The organism is Desulfoplanes sp. PS50, assembly GCF_053851535.1.
On record NZ_JBSPZA010000047.1, the window covers coordinates 1 to 14761 of the forward strand.

Genomic DNA, 14761 nt, shown 5'->3' on the forward strand with positions numbered 1-14761 from the left:
GAAGCGATAAACGATCTGGTCCGGTATGAAAGATCTGCCTGGGCGGCATGAAAATTCCATCGACTCACGGAGGCACGTATCTCATCCAGGACCAGGGTTATATCTTTTTTTGTCAGACCCGCACGGACCCCAAGCTGCATGACCTCTTCCCGGCCGGGATGTCTGCCTTCTCCAAGCACGGTCATGGAATGTTCTCCTCCCGGTCCGGGAGCATAGGTCAGATCATAACCAGGCGCGAGATTCCATTCACCATCATCGTTCATGATAAAGGAAAAGTTTTTTACATGATCGTCACGGTTGTGGGCCAGAATGTTGAAAAGCATCATCCTGAATCCGGCAAGCAGATCCTGTCTGTTTCTGGTCAACACATTGATAATTTTGAAAAAATTTTCATAATCGCTGCAGGGAATTCTGAAATTGGCCTGAATGAGATTGCCAAAGGTGTGCACATGGAAACGATGGTTTTTCTTTCTGTCAAAGCGTTTGACTCCGAAGAAAGATTGACCGTCAACGGTCTCAAAAAGTCGTGTTTCAGGCATGCGTACGCCTGCCTCCCGGGCCATCAGTGAATAGGCATATTCAAGGGGACCACTGTCCTTGAAATCATTTAAAGCAGCAAATTTGACTATCCAGTGCTCAAAGCCGGCCGGAAGATCCGTTTCCCCTGAAATCAGAATATCCCCATTCACCCCGACCAGCACCTTGGGCCGAGCACCTGCGGGACTTCCTCCTGCCCGCATGAGACGAGGCAGAACGGTGTTTGTTTTTCCGGTAAGAACCTGCCTGGACTCTTCAGCGAGGCCTTGCAGGTCAAAAGGAACATCATCTTTTATGATGGGAGCAGCAGGCTGATAGGTCAAGGCTCCCATGGTGTCATTTCCCAGAAAAGCGAGCCTATCAAGGACGGAAATCCGAGCAGGATCAATTCCTTTTTTTCTGAAAAAACGATCCATGAGCAAGAGCCCCCATCCATCCGGCAGGGAGTCATCAAAAAGGCCGAATATCGGGCCGAATGCACGATCCGTATGCTCATGCAGTCCCGGCTCAGGAGGAAGTTTGAAAGGAGAAAGCCAGAGCGGTTTATGCAGAAAGTCGGGGTCGTATTCAAAAAAAAGGCAGGAGCCTTTTTCAGCGAGCTGACCGACCGTTTGCACATCGTCTGGCCCACGATGTAAAAAAACATTCAATGTTTTCAAACAGACCCCCGCTTGGGCCCTGTGCGGTCCAGGCGCTGAAGTTCTTTGATGGAGTTCGCCCTGGGAGGCTTTAAAATCTTGTTCATTTCATCGAGCCTGCCCAGAGTAAAGACCAGTTTTAAAAAGCCTGACATGGAAATTTTGCCGGTCTGTTCAAACCGCTTTAAACTCCCCTCGCTCACGCCGGAGCGCTGAGCCAATGTTTTCTGTTTCCATTTTTTGGCCAAACGTAGTTCCCTGAGCCGCCGGGCCAGCTCGACAGCAACTTCTTCGGGAGTGATCAGAGTAAATGGTTGCATATAATAAGAGCTAAAATAAGATCTGTAAAAGGTTAATACGCATTTAACAGATCATTATTTAGCTCTTATTGATATAAAAGGCAAGAAAGGAGGAAAGGATGCAGCAGACAGGAGACCTTGTTTCTTAACAGCCCGCATCCCCCTGGACTTGAGGCAGATATGAACGGCAGCTTGGTCTCCCCCTGTGTCAGGGAAGACGTCGCCCACCCTGAAATTTTTCTCGGTGGGCTTTTTTAGTGTTTTTTGTAACTTGCAACTTGCAACCGCAGGATCAGCAACCGGTTAGCTGGAGTGCCCCGAAATGCGCTGATTGTGGATTTAATAAATGCGTATTTCGCTTAATTCGCACTACAGAACGGGGATTTTCCACTCTTTTTTCTAAACGTCCTTCCTTTCCCGCCCCTCTCGGATAAGATCAACAATTTCCTCTGCGGATACGGTTGCATTAATTGTTGGAACGTCTAAAGGGGAAGCAGAAATCTTTGTAGGAGTCAGAGCAAATGTCTGCCCGTCTTTTCTTCGAATAAAAACCTTTCCACTATGTTCGGCTTGCTTGAGGACTGCGGCCAACTTTTGTCTGGCTTCGGAATATGTGTATACTTGCATTTTATAACTCCACCTTAAAAGCCCCAGGGTCGCACAACTCTGGAAAATAAAACTGCACCGCATGTGTCGGTAGCCCTATCGTCAGCGGAGCTTTCTGGTTTTCAGTTTCCAGTAAGCCTTCATTGAGGAGGCTTTTTACGACGTCACGCGCCTTGCGGTCCGAGGAATTGATCAAATCATGCACTTCGCCCTTGATGAGTTTACCATGGACGAAGATGTGGGTGAGAATCTTGACAGCCTCTTTGGGGAGCGGTTTTTTGCCGGCCATGTATCCCTGGGTTCGTAGGGAACAAAATAATGTAATATTTCGAGTCGTGGCATCCAGGGTCAATAGATCGTCCATGAATCGGGCTTGATCGAGAGCTGTTTCCAGAAAAAATTTGCAGAACTGGTGAAGACCGCGTTCGGAAAGGTTGCCTCGTCCGTCGTAGTCGCCCTGGCGTGGTACATCTGCGGCTGAAAGGAAATTTTTGTAGTCATTCTCGGCTCGGGCCAGTCCCCGACTCAAGGTCCACAGGCCATAGCCCTCCAATCCGGCGCACTTGAGATACATGTCAGAGAAGAGGCGTGCAACACGTCCATTGCCTTCGAAAAATGGATGTATCCACAGCAGGCGATGGTGCGCGGCTGCTGCATATACAAGACTGACAATCCCCTGCACGTTTGTCTGAGAGTATACGTTTTGAAAACGTTGCAGGAGCGCGGGAAGGCTTTTCCAGTCTGGTGGAACGTGCTGACCCACGCGGACCAGATCATCGCGCAACTGGCCTGGAATCGTCACAATCTCACGTACTCCATGTCTGTCCCGCTGGATCAGAAATTCTTCAGGCACACCATCAAACAATAGCTTGTGCGCATGGCAGAGAAATTCGGAGGAGGTGATGTCTCCTTTTCCGGCCAAGTATTCCTCCACAGCCGACTGGGCGAAAATGTTCTGTTTGTGCAGCAATTGGAGCTTGCGCGTCGTATGGTTATCGGAAAGCCTCTCCAAGCTCGACTCGATATCCAGCAGCGTCGTACGGATGCCCTCGATGAGGTTCGAGTAATAGCTGTTGACGTTGCGCAGAAGTTTGACGATACGCTTGGCGGTTATGGGATGGACTCTGCCGGCTATCTTTGCCGAAGCCTTGTAGACCTCCAGCGAAAGAGCTTCAAGATCAGCTCGTTGTGCCGGGATCATTGGTTCCATTTGAGAGATATGTGTCATGATATTTTCCGAAATAATTGCCGAAATAATTGTATTGATATCTATCTTGTTTGAATCAATATTATCTCATTTTATGCACGAGTCAACATGTATGAATTTCCGAAATAATTTCGGAAAAAATATTTTCTGAGCTAAGAAAAAAGTAACTATTCAGGTACATTTCTCAAGAATCAGAATTACGAATGTAAGAAATTTAAGAGATTTAAGAAATTACAAGCGGTTAGCGACCAGGTCCTCAATTTCTAAAATTTCTGAAATCCTTAAATCTCTGAAATTTACGGGCTGTCACTCAAATCTAACGATATATTCCAGCCTGTTGCTGATCCTGCTACAAACTTGTGTACTCGGAGTTAAGCCACTATCCTGACAATCAAACAGGAGGAGTGGATGAGCAGCACACGTAGAATTTATGATCCGGAATTCAAGCGTAATGCGGTAATGCTAGCTGAGGATCCGGACCGGCGAGTCAGCGATGTTGCCAAAAGGTTGACCATAGAGCGACCATCCTGAACGATCAGGGACTTGAATCGATCACCCCGGAAATAGCCTTTTCTGCCATGTTTCTTGTTCTAATACCGCGTGAGCTCCTGCTTGATATCCTTGATAAATTTGGCCAGCAAGATCAAAAAACCTGTTCCCTTGTCCTGTCCTCTGTGGCTTGCATATTTTCGCCAGCAAGTATACATAAAATGTACTTACTGGAGAAAATATGCAAAACAAACTGGTTGACGTTCCCGACTCGTTGTGGCTGCGGCATCACTTTGCCCATCATGCCAATCCCAAGGTCAAGATAGCCCGTCTTGTCCGCCAAGGCGAATTGATTCGTCTGAAAAGAGGGTTGTATGTTCGCGCCCAATGTGCGGATGATCCGGTAACACGGTGCAGGGCTGCCAACCGTATATACGGCCCTTCGTACGTCTCCTTTGCCTGGGCGCTCAGGTGGTACGGTCTGATCCCCGAACATGCGGCGCACATCACTTCCGCCACTTTGGGCAAGGGCCGAAAAAAGAGATACGACACACCCGCAGGATCGTTTTTTTATCAGGATATTCCCACGGCTGCATACCCCCATGGAATAACACTGCTGGGAGAAGTGCCGGGCCGTTTTCTCATGGCCTGCCCGGAAAAGGCCCTGTGCGATGAATTGTACCGCATAGCAGGAATACGTTCCATCAGGGGGATAGAGACTCTGCTTTTTGAAGACCTACGCCTGGACCTGGATGAGTTCAGGCAATTGGACCGGAAGGTTCTAAGAGACTTGAGCGCATATTATCGTGCATCAACCTTACAGGTCTTTGGAAAATTTCTCCAAAGGAGGTGTCATGCGTGAAGCCTGTGTTCAGCTGTTTGAGGAGTACCTGAAAAAAAATCAGGGCTCCGCGCACAGAGCATTGGCCGAGATCATCCAGGCCGTGGCTCTGCTTGGTCTGTCCCGTACGGATTTTTTCACCCATGCCGCGTTTTACGGCGGCACTGCCTTGAGATTTTTTTATAATCTGGACAGGTTTTCCGAAGATCTTGATTTTTCACTTCTGGCATCTGCGGAATCGTTTCAGCTTGCGCCGTATCTTGAAGCTCTGCAGCATGAAATGAAGGCATTCGGATTCAGTGTGGACATCGAGGATCGCCAAAAAAACGTGCATACGCCCATAGAATCAGCTTTTATCAAGGCCGATACCCGGATGCACATTATCAAGGCCGGGGCGCCCACAGCTATTGCCGAAAGAATTCACAGGAATGCGGTCTGCAAGGTCAAACTGGAAATCGATACCGATCCTCCACCCGGAGCAGAGTACGAAGTCAGGTATATAGACGATCCCGTGCCGTTTTCCGTGCGGGTCTTCACCGGGCCGGCCCTGTTTGCCGGCAAGATGGACGCTGTTTTGTACCGGGGGTGGAAAAACAGGATCAAAGGCAGAGACTGGTATGATTTTGCCTTTCTGGTGCGTAGAAAAGTGCCTCTTCTCCTCCCGCATCTGGATGCCAGGCTTCGGCAGAGAGGTGTTTATACCCATGAAAAACCGCTTTCAGCCGACCAGTGCAGGGAAATGATTGCCGCACGCATTGCATCCGTTGACTTTGGCCTGGCCCGGGCCGACGTTGAGCCCTTTATCCCGGATCCCCGTGACCTGGATATCTGGTCAAGGGAGTATTTTCAGCATGTTCTGGAGAAGATGGGTATGCTTTCACCAACAAAAACGTAAGAAAAATTCGCGTTTTTTCAAATCTACGAGTACAGGGCAAGCTCTTGCGTGATGGTGCTTAAGCCCAGATTTATGGCCTCGTAAGTGGCGTATCCGTTATATGGCAGGTTGTCACGAGTAAGGTACTAACACCTCAAACCGTCTCTGCCTCGACGGATGATAAGGCGACAACTTCCCTGACACAGGGGGCTGAAGCGCGGTGCTCCATAGCACAAACGAAGTGATGTCCCGCCCTGAAAGGTCAGGATGTCAAGCAAGCCTTCTTTGTCGAGACTGAAAAGAATGTCATAGTGTAGCAATTCCTTCTCGATCACCGGCCGCATATGGCCACGTCCAGACAGGATCATGGCTTTATCCACCAGCGCTGCAAAATGTGCCGGTTCAATCATCGGTAAGAACCTCCTCGTTCACCAGATGAGTATTGCGGCCAACTCGTTTCAAGTCCCGCCATGCGGCCATCGGGGTTGCCAGCCGCAGGGGTCGGCCGACATTTCGAATACTGGCAAGAATATTGGATGTGGGCCGTTTGGTATGGGTAAACTCAATGGTTCCCCAAGGGGTATGGTACACTCCTTTACGACCCGTTGTCATAACAGTAAGGCGGTCGACCGGAATTTGCGAGATGGCACCGTATTCAGAAAGCGCAGATTCCAGGCTGATGTAGTTGTATTCCCCACGGCGCAACGCCACGGCGATTCTTTCAACCGTGTGACTGTCCATGCTGCGCGCCAAGGCATACACGTAAACCCCCCGGCATGCACGTCGCAGCCAGCCATCCTTGACCAGTCGATTCACCGCCTCTTGAAGGGTTTTGGCACTGTCATCCGGGAAAAGCCTGGCGAGGTCATGGCGCGTAAACACATAACGCCCCGTCTCATCCCATGCGGTCAACACCTTGATTGCTGTTTGCTTGTCCATAACACCTCAAGTGAACACTAATGCTAATGATGTATAGTCTTTGTGTCCACTTACGTCAACTATTTTCAGATGATCAGTAAACAAAGGCCGTTCGGCATTGAATTCCCGGGTGTACTCAAATGCCTTGTCCCACGATTTAATGCCGGCATCTAAGCGTAGCAACGCCCACCGGGAATGGATCTTTACCAAGTCAGATTGCTTCGCACTCATCGGTCTGTTCCTCTCTGACTTGTCAAGTATAAATTCAAATTTTGGTGTGTTGTTTAGATATTTAGCAAAATCAATTAATTATAAAGGCCTGGCGGTTATGTTTTATAACCGCCAGGCCTTTTTTTTGTGAAAAGAGCCCGGACTCGGGCGAAAAAGATGGGCTTTGATAGCCTTGTCCAATTTGCCGACCAGTAGGGTGGACCCCAGGAGAAGATGTTAGTCCATGGTTGTCGAGCTGCCGGTTCGTTCTTTCCATCCGCACTGGCAGGAAGTCTGAGCTGAACAGGGAATATTGGTTAGGAAGATAGAAAGTTGAGCTTGGATTCAATGGTCTTTATTCGATTCTCTATGTTTTCGAATCGTGTTGCAATGGTATCATCAGCCAAGGGTTTCTCGGAGAGGGAGAGGTCGTCGTCGAAAAGCTCGTGGACAGAAACTTCAAGAGCTTCGGCAATTTTAGCCAATGTAGCCAATGTGCAACGTGAAATCTCGTCGTCCTTCCGTGCTTTTGAGATAGTAACATTGTTGACATTAGATAATTTTTCCAATGTCTTAATAGTCATTTTTCGTGCTTTCATAAGTTTTTCGAGATTGCTTTTCATAAAAACCTACTAAAGTTAAAAAAATATGAATAAAGTAGTTGACAAGTTTGTATGAGTTTACTATACACATACTTACTGAATGCGTAATAATATAATTATTTAAAAATTATTAAAGAGGGGGTTAAAGATGTTAAAAGCACTGTCACAGTTTGATGCGAACCTCGAAGAGATTCGTGGAATGTTGGTAAACATTGCGGTAGCCTTGGATCGAATTCCTTCTGAAAGTGACGCAAAGACTCTTAATGAAGGAATTGAAAAGGCATTTTTTGATATATCTAATGTTTGTGAGCTGTTAGACGCACGAAGAATCATTTTTTCGCATGAACTAAATAATGGCTAGGGGAAAAGACTTATGAATAATATATTTAATAATAGTTTATTAAATAGGCAAAGTCAAAGCCCATACGTTGGTAATCTGGCCATGGCTCTTTCTCGAGCGCAAGGGACCATGGGTCTTGCCAGGAAGGGGGCGGTCAATGCGAAATATGGCTCAACATATGCGGATCTTGGAACCTGCATTGATATGTGTCGCAAGCATCTTTCAGACAATGGCTTGGCTTTAATCCAAACTATTCAGACTGACAATCATGGGAATCTGCATCTTTTCACGCGTCTGATTCACGGGACAAGCGGCGAATGGATTGAAAGCGATTATCCCATTGTCTGTCCACTCGAAAATCACCATGCGGTTGGCTCTGCACTCACATATGCCCGGAGATATTCGCTGTGTGCACTAGTGGGGATAGCGGCTGAGGATGATGATGCCAATGAAGCGGTGAAGACATATATTAATAAGGAGGTAGAAGAAAATGATGTAACACAGACAAGAAATGGAGAAGGTACGGCTACGGCAACTGATAAACAAATTACGACAATGACACAAATGGCTGAGGAACGAAAAGTTAGCCTGGAAAGTATCATATTGGAAACTTTTAAAGGATCAGTTCTCGCCATTGAGAATCTGACAAGGGTACAGGCGTCAAAAATAATCACATTGCTGAGTCAGCATTCAAATACGAATGTCGTACAAAAAGCAGTCTAGTTTATCTATTTGTGGATAAATTTTTAACAAAGGATAGAAATGAAAAATTTTGAAATCATCATTAACCGTGGCAATGGACGTTATGCTGAATACAACAATAACCTTGATGCATTCAAATTTAGAATGCATCAAGAAACAAGTTCTATTAGTAAGGAAAAAATGTTGAAAATCGACAATATGGATTTAAAAGAACTCATGGAGTACATCAATGGCAATGCCGATAAAATTTATCGTACACTGATTATGAAAGAAAATGATAGAAAGTACGATTATCCGTGTATAGAATTGATGGAACAAATGCATACTGTTGAAGAAAAATATATGGCATGTCGTTTTTTCTACTTGATCGATCTTGCAAAAGATCGCATTCCTGGACTGAATATGATTGCCAATGCTTTTTTTACTCGTTATCGAGAATGTTAAAATATTATATGATTATATTTAATAATTGTAACTAGATAAAATGAGGTATTCATGAAAAGAAAAAAACGTATTTCTCCAGAGGTAAGATACGACGCCGTCATGGACCTGATTCGCAATAAAGACACGTTGAAAAATGTCGCCAGGCGCAACAACATGTCGATATCGACATTGTGGAATTACTATGCGGATGTAGATGCCGCCATCAAAAAGGTGGTCGGAATAGATATTTCAAATTCACCACAGCAGGCTGTTCCGTCCAAGGCGCCCCAAGAAGCAAAGGCGGGCCATGAAGGGACCGCAAAGCACGTCGAATCCATGTCACCCGGGGAAGCGAACGAGCTGGTCATTCGCATCAAGATCCTGACCAGTTGATCCGGATCGGATGAAAGGGAAATGACGCGAAAATCCGTGGGACACGATAGGATGTCTCACGGATTTTTTTGGGAAATTTTCTTGTTTTTTTATGGCAGGTTGTCACGAGTAAGGTGCTAAACTCGCTATGTCCCTTTGTTCGCTCTTATGTCGTCTGGGTAAAGGATTCATTTGGAGGTTACAAGTTCCGAAGGTCAGTAAAAAAACCCACCGAGAAAAATTCCAGGGTGGGCGGAGTTGTCTCCAGGCACACGTGCAATGTCGCTGCCGATTAGGTCAGAGATAAAGACCGGCCTGCGGGTTAATTGTCCGTGGCAGAAATAAGATATCCTTCAAACTCTTCCATGCTTGCACAATTAAAGGCACGCTCGAAAAGCTTGTCCAGTGATGCTTGGGAGTAAATGGACGTTATCCTGTTAGCCATCAAGGGGTTTACAGTGCCAAACTTCATCATCAATGTTTTCAAGAGCATCTGCTGGGCATTCTCGATTTTACCTTTCTCGATGCCTTTTTCCTCTCCAGCCATCATCCATTTTTCAGTCCACTGGGTCACACGTTCTGCCAGCATAGTATCGACCTCCTGCAGATCATCTACTTCAGGTATGGGTTCGTCAGGTACCACCCGAGCCAGAAGTACCCGGCGGATCCAGACCGTGAATGCCCGGCGCAAGGAAAGATATTCACGCCCTTTAAGTCTTTCAATAAGTCCTTTGACCGCAACATTGCAACTCTTCAGGGCCTTCCGCTAAAATGCTTTTGCAAGCAAGGTATTTTGCCTCATTCAGGGACTAATCTGGCAACATAACTCAACTCGCTACTCCCTTAGCTCTATCACCCCGATTGAGTGAGGCACGAAACGTTAATACCTCAGAGACAGAGCGCAACTTGACTGCACATAACATATGCGCATAATGAATAAGGAATGAGGATACCCGGATAATCCAGGAGGACATATGCCCGTTATATTGTTTGAAGAAAAAGCCCCCAAAAAGGCATCCAATCTGAGCGTCAATTGCGACCTGTTACGGCAGGCAAAGAACTTGAACATCAACCTTTCAGCTACCCTTGAGCAAGCCCTGATCGAAATGATCCGGGAAAAAAGGCAGGAACAATGGAAACTGGACAACAAGGATTCCATTGATGCCTATAACGAATATGTCGAACAGCATGGTGTATTCAGTAAAAAAAGCAGGTGCTTCTGATGGCTCAATGTTCAGTCTATGAAAATATCAACCAGGAAACCCGGGAAACGATGCCCTATCTCGTGGATGTGCAGAACGATTTTCTGCAGGATCTTCAGACCCGCGTCGTGATTCCCCTGTCTCCCTCACCCCCCCTGCTCGAGAAGCCTATCGATTCGTTGACCCCCACCGTTGCAATCAACGGCTCACCCTATATCGTTCTAACGCCGCAAATGGCCGGGATTCACATTTCGGATATGGGCCCGTTTGTGTGTGATCTTTCGGCATTCAGAGATCGATTCATCCGTGCCCTTGATTTTCTTTTCACTGGTTTTTGATGCGCAGGAAATGCGTCAAAAGATGGCATCAAGAACCCCCTGTGCCAGGGAAATTGTCGCCCACCCTGGAATTTTTTTTCGGCAGGCTTTTTTAAACTGGCAGAAAAAGACTTGTCAGGACAACGTCAGGACATTAATGGTAAGAGTAAACAACAAACAGGAGCCAGTCATGTCTGCCTTACGACTTCCAAAAAATGAACGGATTGATGTTCGAACCAGCAGTTCCGTTAAAATACTTTTACAAGAAGCTGCCCGCGTAACTCATAAAAATGTCAGCGAATTTTTGCTGGATGTCGGGATCGCCGCCGCTAATCAGGCTCTTGCTGATCGAAGGCTTTTTTCTCTGGACGACACCCAGTGGGCAGCATTCGAAAAGGCGCTGGATCGTCCTGTTCAAGATAAGCCTCGTCTGAGAGAACTGCTTTCCACACCAGGTCTGCTCGAATGCAAATAGCATACGAGCCTGTACGAAAACTCTCGGCCACCGATACTGTGAGTGCCTTTGATTGCGGACAGGCCGCACTTAATCTGTTTTTACAACGGTATGCCTTGGTAAACCAGAAGGCAAACAGTGCTCAAACCTATGTGTGCTGCTGTAAAGATATTGTGGTTGGGTATTATAGCTTGGCCGTTGGAAGTGTTGTTTATGAAGCCACGCCCCAGCGAGTTGTGAAAGGACTCGCTCGTCATCCTGTTCCGGTAATGATTTTGGCTCGTTTGGCCGTGGATACTGATCATCAGAAATTGGGACTTGGAAGAGCTTTGCTGAAAGATGCCTTGCTTCGAACAGCTCAAGCTGCAGATATTGCGGGAATTCGAGCCCTGCTGGTACATGCCAAGGATGAATCCGCACGGAACTGGTATGTTTCTTGGGATTTTGACCCCAGCCCGACAGATCCATATCACCTTTTTTTGCTGATTAACGACCTCAAAAGATTACTGGGCAACGGTTAGGGGCTTGGGGGCTGAGACTTCGCAAGCAGGGCTGGAAACATTTCAAATAGTTCGACCAAACCGCCCGGTGCCTCCTTTTCCTGACACAGGGAGCAACCCGACAAAGGCATTAGATATCAGACCTCGTTCATTCCCCGCCAGCTTTGCATAAGTTCTGCTACGGCTCGCAGGCTCGCCAAGCATTCACTTTAGCTCTGCATAAGATCTGCTACGGCTCGCAGGCTCGCCAAGCATTCACTTTAGCTCTGCATAAGGTCTGCTACGGCTCGCAGGCTCGCCAAGCATTCACTTTCCCCGCCTCCCGCCTCCGTTTCTCCCGCCTCCGTTTCTCCTGCCTCCCGTCTCCCGCCTCCGTTTCTCCCGCCTCCGTTTCTCCTGCCTCCCGTCTCCCGCCTCCGTTTCTCCCGCCTCCGTTCCTCCTGCCTCCCGTCTCCCGCCTCCGTTTCTCCCGCCTCCGTTTCTCCCGCCTCCGTTTCTCCTGCCTCCGTTTCTCCCGCCTCCGTTTCTCCTGCCTCCCGTCTCCCGCCTCCGTTTCTCCCGCCTCCGTTTCTCCCGTCTTTCACCTAACCACCTAAAACCTAACACCTAAAACCTAAAACAGCCTTACCCCTTTCCCCTTAATCCTTAACCCTTCATCCCTAAACCCAGGCATCAAAGGAACGCACTTGCGGGCTCTTCAACCTTGCAGATTGTCCACAAGATGGATGATTTGCAAGGTTGAAGAGCCCGTTTCTTAACTGTGAGCGATACGAGCCGGACAGAATGCGTTTGCTCATTCCGACTGGTCAAGGACCAGGGAAGCCAGCTCGTAAAGACTTATGACTTCGACCTTGTTGTTGAGCGGATAGCGATCCTTTCCAGGGTAGACCACGAACGATCTGTCCGGCCGCACGTCCTCCCAGGCAGAGTAGAATCCGCGTTCAAGGCTGGGGGTGAGGCTGTTTTTCATTTCAATGGCCCAGCGTTCCGCGCTGGGGAACTGGAGGATCAGATCGATTTCCGCGCCGGCTGAGGTCCGGTAGAAGGTCGCACTGGTTCGCGGTGGGGATATGGACAGAAGGTTTTCAATGACCAGACCTTCCCAGCTGGCACCGATGACGGGATGGCCGGCCAGGTCATTGTACGTTTCGATCCCTAAGAGGGCGTGGAGCAGGCCGGTATCCCGCACATAGACCTTGGGTGCCTTGACCAGGCGTTTTTTGGTATTGGCATGAAAGGGAGTCAGTCGCCGCACAAGAAGCAGATCCACGAGCAGATCGATGTACCTGGTTACTGTCTGAGCGCTGACAGCCAGATTGCCTGCCAAACGGGAGGCATTGAGCAGGGAGCCCTGACCATGGGCCAGCATGGTCCAGAGTCGTCGCAACGTTTCCGCAGGCAGACGGGGACCGTACAATGAAACGTCCCGCTCCAGATAGGTCCGGATAAAATCCTGCCGCAAGGCCAAACTGTCGCCATCGTCTGGTGCCAGATAACTGTCCGGGAATCCACCTCGCACCCAGAGTTGTATCAAATCCTTGTTGTCATGGACGACCTCCAGGACATCGAATGGTCCCATGTCCACATAGGCGATGCGCCCGGCCAGACTTTCGCCGCTTTGCCGGAGAAGATCGATGGATGCTGAGCCAAGAAGCAGAAAGCGGCCATATCTTTTTCCCTGTCGTCTTCCTTGGTCGATGATACCTCGCAGAACAGGAAACAGATCAGGAACACGGTGGATTTCGTCGAGAATGACCAGTTCGTCTTCGTACTGAGCAAGAAAAAGGGCCGGTTCATTGAGTTTCTGCCTGTCAGCCGGATTTTCGAGATCAAGATACAGACAGGATCGTTGCTCCTTGATAAGAAAGGCAAGGGTCGTCTTGCCCACCTGCCTGGGACCGATGAGCGCAACTGCGGCCTGTCGTGTCAGGGCCGATTCAACAAAAGGAAGGATGCGTCGATTAATCATCCTTGCAATTTATCCAATCAATGGATGATTTGCAAGTTTTTGGCTTTAAACTCTTGGTGGTCCCTTTAACTTCCGACAATCTCTGCATTTTCCTAAAACTTACAACCTAACACCCAATGCGGACTAGCCGCAGTTTTAGGGTGTAAGTTCAATCGGTTATACAATTTTTTTGTTTTTTATGGCAGACTTTCACGAGTAAGGTACTCAAATCGTTGTTATCGTGCGCAGCACCGGCTGTTTTTCCCTGGCGACTGTCCGGCAGGGAAAAGAACTCTGTCAGAGCCGTTGTCCGCGCCCGTCGAGTGAGCCTGCGAACGGGCGTCTAATGCCCTTGTGCCAACCAGCTCTGCATAAGGTCTGCTACGGCTCGCAGGCTCGCCAAGCATTCACTTTAGCTCTGCATAAGGTCTGCTACGGCTCGCAGGCTCGCCAAGCATTCACTTTTCCCGTCTCCCGCCTCCGTTTCTCCCGCCTCCGTTTCTCCCGCCTCCGTTTCTCCTGCCCTTCACCTAACCACCTAATCACCTAAAACCTAACACCGCCTTTCGCCTTTCCCCTTCCCCTTTCCCAAAATCAAAAAAACCCGTTGACGTCCACGTGCCCCCTGTGTACGCGTTCAATTCCTGAACTCATGAAAAGTCGGAAAAAAATGGACGATTCCACCTCCTATAACATTTACAAACTCATCCACGACAACCCCGAGATCTCCCAGCGGGAGCTGGCCCGAACTCTGGGGATCTCCCTGGGCAAGGCCAACTATTGCCTTCAGGGGCTGATCGGCAAGGGAATGATCAAGGCGAGCCGGTTTTGTAACAACAAAAACAAATCAATCTATCTCTACCTGCTGACCCCCAAGGGCATCGAGGACAAGGCCAGGGTAACCCTGCGCTACCTCAAGCGGCGGATGAAAGAGTATGACGAAATTCGGGAAGAAATCGCCCTGATCAAGGAAGAAATAGGCAGGGAAAAAGACAGGGCAAAACGGTTTTAGGTGTTAGGTTGTAAGTTTTAGGACTCGACAACCGTGAAGATAGCAAAGGGATGATCAAAACGGCTTCCGCTGAAAATCCACGCAGTGGTGACACTTTCCGGCCGGCGACAGTCCGGCGGACGGAATTTCAGTTGTCCGGGGTAGTTGTCCAATCTTTTGTCCGGTAGTGTCGAGTGAGCTTGCGAACGGGCGGTTAATTCGCCTTTTGCATTTTCCTGACACAGGGGGCAACACAACAAAGGCATTAACCGCCCGCTGCGGCTTTGCACA

20 protein-coding genes are annotated in these 14761 nt (G+C 48.4%); 11 read left to right on the plus strand and 9 right to left on the minus strand.

The annotated features are described in order from the left end of the window. The 3 genes from ACTVJH_RS14720 to ACTVJH_RS14730 all read right to left on the minus strand — a co-directional run. Nucleotides 1-1196, minus strand: a 1196-nt coding sequence (locus ACTVJH_RS14720) for a type II toxin-antitoxin system HipA family toxin (protein WP_455992316.1), incomplete at its 3' end; no start/stop codon positions are given. Further along, a complete protein-coding gene (locus ACTVJH_RS14725) occupies nucleotides 1193-1495 on the minus strand; it encodes a helix-turn-helix domain-containing protein (RefSeq protein WP_455992319.1) in 303 nt (100 codons plus the stop codon). The genes ACTVJH_RS14720 and ACTVJH_RS14725, both read right to left, overlap by 4 nt. Before the next feature lie 607 nt (nucleotides 1496-2102). Next, nucleotides 2103-3308, minus strand: coding sequence for a Fic family protein (locus ACTVJH_RS14730; protein WP_455992322.1), 1206 nt, complete (start codon nucleotides 3306-3308; stop codon nucleotides 2103-2105). A 709-nt stretch (nucleotides 3309-4017) separates the two neighbouring features. On the opposite strand from ACTVJH_RS14730, the gene ACTVJH_RS14735 reads away from it, so the two are divergent. Both ACTVJH_RS14735 and ACTVJH_RS14740 read left to right on the plus strand, forming a co-directional pair. Continuing rightward, nucleotides 4018-4638, plus strand: a complete 621-nt coding sequence (locus ACTVJH_RS14735) for a type IV toxin-antitoxin system AbiEi family antitoxin domain-containing protein (protein ID WP_455992324.1) — start codon at nucleotides 4018-4020, stop codon at nucleotides 4636-4638. Further along, entirely contained in the window at nucleotides 4631-5512 is an 882-nt protein-coding gene (locus ACTVJH_RS14740) for a nucleotidyl transferase AbiEii/AbiGii toxin family protein (protein ID WP_455992327.1), read from the plus strand. Before ACTVJH_RS14735 ends, ACTVJH_RS14740 begins: the two co-directional genes overlap by 8 nt. A 125-nt stretch (nucleotides 5513-5637) precedes the next feature. On the opposite strand, the gene ACTVJH_RS14745 is transcribed toward ACTVJH_RS14740, so the two are convergent. The 3 genes from ACTVJH_RS14745 to ACTVJH_RS14755 all read right to left on the minus strand — a co-directional run bounded on the left by ACTVJH_RS14745 (nucleotide 5638) and on the right by ACTVJH_RS14755 (nucleotide 7242). Continuing rightward, on the minus strand, nucleotides 5638-5901 hold the full coding sequence (locus ACTVJH_RS14745; protein ID WP_455992330.1) for a nucleotidyl transferase AbiEii/AbiGii toxin family protein: 264 nt from the start codon (nucleotides 5899-5901) through the stop codon (nucleotides 5638-5640). Next, nucleotides 5894-6430, minus strand: a complete 537-nt coding sequence (gene abiEi / locus ACTVJH_RS14750; protein WP_455992333.1) for a type IV toxin-antitoxin system AbiEi family antitoxin — start codon at nucleotides 6428-6430, stop codon at nucleotides 5894-5896. The genes ACTVJH_RS14745 and abiEi overlap by 8 nt, the downstream gene beginning before the upstream one ends. A gap of 506 nt (nucleotides 6431-6936) precedes the next feature. Beyond that, a complete protein-coding gene (locus ACTVJH_RS14755) occupies nucleotides 6937-7242 on the minus strand; it encodes a helix-turn-helix domain-containing protein (protein ID WP_455992335.1) in 306 nt (101 codons plus the stop codon). A gap of 127 nt (nucleotides 7243-7369) precedes the next feature. On the opposite strand from ACTVJH_RS14755, the gene ACTVJH_RS14760 reads away from it, so the two are divergent. From ACTVJH_RS14760 to ACTVJH_RS14775, 4 genes are read left to right on the plus strand one after another with little or no spacing between them, the layout of a single operon-like run. Then, entirely contained in the window at nucleotides 7370-7582 is a 213-nt protein-coding gene (locus tag ACTVJH_RS14760) for a hypothetical protein (protein WP_455992338.1), read from the plus strand. A 12-nt stretch (nucleotides 7583-7594) separates the two neighbouring features. Then, nucleotides 7595-8284, plus strand: coding sequence for an ERF family protein (locus ACTVJH_RS14765; protein ID WP_455992341.1), 690 nt, complete (start codon nucleotides 7595-7597; stop codon nucleotides 8282-8284). A 39-nt stretch (nucleotides 8285-8323) separates the two neighbouring features. Continuing rightward, the gene (locus ACTVJH_RS14770) at nucleotides 8324-8707 is read left to right on the plus strand and encodes a hypothetical protein (RefSeq protein WP_455992343.1); all 384 of its coding nucleotides are present in this window, start codon (nucleotides 8324-8326) and stop codon (nucleotides 8705-8707) included. Nucleotides 8708-8758: 51 nt separating this feature from the next. After that, nucleotides 8759-9079, plus strand: a complete 321-nt coding sequence (locus ACTVJH_RS14775; protein ID WP_455992346.1) for a hypothetical protein — start codon at nucleotides 8759-8761, stop codon at nucleotides 9077-9079. Between the two features lie 301 nt (nucleotides 9080-9380). On the opposite strand, the gene ACTVJH_RS14780 is transcribed toward ACTVJH_RS14775, so the two are convergent. After that, nucleotides 9381-9647, minus strand: a complete 267-nt coding sequence (locus tag ACTVJH_RS14780; RefSeq protein WP_455992349.1) for a DUF4351 domain-containing protein — start codon at nucleotides 9645-9647, stop codon at nucleotides 9381-9383. 385 nt (nucleotides 9648-10032) lie between these two features. On the opposite strand from ACTVJH_RS14780, the gene ACTVJH_RS14785 reads away from it, so the two are divergent. From ACTVJH_RS14785 to ACTVJH_RS14800, 4 genes are read left to right on the plus strand one after another with little or no spacing between them, the layout of a single operon-like run. After that, a complete protein-coding gene (locus ACTVJH_RS14785) occupies nucleotides 10033-10281 on the plus strand; it encodes a type II toxin-antitoxin system CcdA family antitoxin (RefSeq protein ID WP_455992352.1) in 249 nt (82 codons plus the stop codon). After that, the gene (locus tag ACTVJH_RS14790) at nucleotides 10281-10598 is read left to right on the plus strand and encodes a CcdB family protein (RefSeq protein WP_455992355.1); all 318 of its coding nucleotides are present in this window, start codon (nucleotides 10281-10283) and stop codon (nucleotides 10596-10598) included. Before ACTVJH_RS14785 ends, ACTVJH_RS14790 begins: the two co-directional genes overlap by 1 nt. Beyond that, nucleotides 10567-11052 (plus strand): type II toxin-antitoxin system TacA family antitoxin, encoded by a 486-nt coding sequence (locus tag ACTVJH_RS14795; protein ID WP_455992357.1) that lies wholly within the window; start codon nucleotides 10567-10569, stop codon nucleotides 11050-11052. Before ACTVJH_RS14790 ends, ACTVJH_RS14795 begins: the two co-directional genes overlap by 32 nt. Then, a complete protein-coding gene (locus ACTVJH_RS14800; protein WP_455992360.1) occupies nucleotides 11043-11552 on the plus strand; it encodes a GNAT family N-acetyltransferase in 510 nt (169 codons plus the stop codon). Before ACTVJH_RS14795 ends, ACTVJH_RS14800 begins: the two co-directional genes overlap by 10 nt. A gap of 772 nt (nucleotides 11553-12324) precedes the next feature. On the opposite strand, the gene ACTVJH_RS14805 is transcribed toward ACTVJH_RS14800, so the two are convergent. Then, entirely contained in the window at nucleotides 12325-13500 is a 1176-nt protein-coding gene (locus tag ACTVJH_RS14805) for an ATP-binding protein (protein ID WP_455992363.1), read from the minus strand. 649 nt (nucleotides 13501-14149) lie between these two features. Between ACTVJH_RS14805 and ACTVJH_RS14810 the strand changes: the two genes are divergently transcribed. Further along, the gene (locus tag ACTVJH_RS14810) at nucleotides 14150-14491 is read left to right on the plus strand and encodes a MarR family EPS-associated transcriptional regulator (protein WP_455992365.1); all 342 of its coding nucleotides are present in this window, start codon (nucleotides 14150-14152) and stop codon (nucleotides 14489-14491) included. A gap of 17 nt (nucleotides 14492-14508) precedes the next feature. Here ACTVJH_RS14810 and ACTVJH_RS14815 read toward each other — a convergent pair. Continuing rightward, on the minus strand, nucleotides 14509-14761 hold a 253-nt coding region (locus ACTVJH_RS14815; protein ID WP_455992367.1), incomplete at its 5' end, for a hypothetical protein.

What these genes read in the sequence shown, in the direction of transcription:
- ACTVJH_RS14725 (WP_455992319.1), bottom strand. Translation starts at nt 1,495, where the DNA reads ATGCAACCATTTACTCTGATCACTCCCGAAGAAGTTGCTGTCGAGCTG.
- ACTVJH_RS14730 (WP_455992322.1), bottom strand. Translation starts at nt 3,308, where the DNA reads ATGACACATATCTCTCAAATGGAACCAATGATCCCGGCACAACGAGCT.
- ACTVJH_RS14735 (WP_455992324.1), top strand. Translation starts at nt 4,018, where the DNA reads ATGCAAAACAAACTGGTTGACGTTCCCGACTCGTTGTGGCTGCGGCAT.
- ACTVJH_RS14740 (WP_455992327.1), top strand. Translation starts at nt 4,631, where the DNA reads ATGCGTGAAGCCTGTGTTCAGCTGTTTGAGGAGTACCTGAAAAAAAAT.
- ACTVJH_RS14745 (WP_455992330.1), bottom strand. Translation starts at nt 5,901, where the DNA reads ATGATTGAACCGGCACATTTTGCAGCGCTGGTGGATAAAGCCATGATC.
- abiEi (WP_455992333.1), bottom strand. Translation starts at nt 6,430, where the DNA reads ATGGACAAGCAAACAGCAATCAAGGTGTTGACCGCATGGGATGAGACG.
- ACTVJH_RS14755 (WP_455992335.1), bottom strand. Translation starts at nt 7,242, where the DNA reads ATGAAAAGCAATCTCGAAAAACTTATGAAAGCACGAAAAATGACTATT.
- ACTVJH_RS14760 (WP_455992338.1), top strand. Translation starts at nt 7,370, where the DNA reads ATGTTAAAAGCACTGTCACAGTTTGATGCGAACCTCGAAGAGATTCGT.
- ACTVJH_RS14765 (WP_455992341.1), top strand. Translation starts at nt 7,595, where the DNA reads ATGAATAATATATTTAATAATAGTTTATTAAATAGGCAAAGTCAAAGC.
- ACTVJH_RS14770 (WP_455992343.1), top strand. Translation starts at nt 8,324, where the DNA reads ATGAAAAATTTTGAAATCATCATTAACCGTGGCAATGGACGTTATGCT.
- ACTVJH_RS14775 (WP_455992346.1), top strand. Translation starts at nt 8,759, where the DNA reads ATGAAAAGAAAAAAACGTATTTCTCCAGAGGTAAGATACGACGCCGTC.
- ACTVJH_RS14780 (WP_455992349.1), bottom strand. Translation starts at nt 9,647, where the DNA reads ATGCTGGCAGAACGTGTGACCCAGTGGACTGAAAAATGGATGATGGCT.
- ACTVJH_RS14785 (WP_455992352.1), top strand. Translation starts at nt 10,033, where the DNA reads ATGCCCGTTATATTGTTTGAAGAAAAAGCCCCCAAAAAGGCATCCAAT.
- ACTVJH_RS14790 (WP_455992355.1), top strand. Translation starts at nt 10,281, where the DNA reads ATGGCTCAATGTTCAGTCTATGAAAATATCAACCAGGAAACCCGGGAA.
- ACTVJH_RS14800 (WP_455992360.1), top strand. Translation starts at nt 11,043, where the DNA reads ATGCAAATAGCATACGAGCCTGTACGAAAACTCTCGGCCACCGATACT.
- ACTVJH_RS14805 (WP_455992363.1), bottom strand. Translation starts at nt 13,500, where the DNA reads ATGATTAATCGACGCATCCTTCCTTTTGTTGAATCGGCCCTGACACGA.
- ACTVJH_RS14810 (WP_455992365.1), top strand. Translation starts at nt 14,150, where the DNA reads ATGGACGATTCCACCTCCTATAACATTTACAAACTCATCCACGACAAC.